This window comes from Streptomyces sp. SID5785 (assembly GCF_009870065.1).
GTDB lineage: Bacteria > Actinomycetota > Actinomycetes > Streptomycetales > Streptomycetaceae > Streptomyces.
In genome coordinates, this window is sequence record NZ_WWIA01000753.1 from 1 (window position 1) to 373 (window position 373).

The window sequence follows — 373 nt, forward strand, 5'->3', positions numbered from 1 at the left end:
GCCGCGTTGACCAGGCGGGCCAGGCCGTCGGCGAGGCTCTCCTCCGCCATCGCGTACCGCTCCAGGCCGACCAGGATCCGGACCGGCCGCTCGGGCTCCTCCTCCGTGCCCGCGCCGTCCCCCGCGTCACCGTCGGCCTCGCCGCCCGCTCCGGTCCCGTCGCGCGGGGCGTCCGCGGCGGGCGTGGTCCCCGGGGCCTCCTCCAGCGGGTCCTGGAGGACGAGCGCGTCGCCCTCCGCGACGGCCGCCTGCACCGCGGCCTCCGCGTCGCCCACGCCGCGCCTGCCGAGCGCCTCGGCGAGCACCGGCAGGTCGAGCGCGGTGTGCCCGGCGACGGCCGCCTGTTCGAGCAGCCAGACCGTGACGGCGCAGC

General features: G+C 80.2%; 1 pseudogene. It reads right to left on the reverse strand.

The window, feature by feature from the left end:
- A pseudogene (locus tag GTW43_RS24490) lies at nt 1-373 on the reverse strand (DNA helicase RecD); the annotation flags it as partial.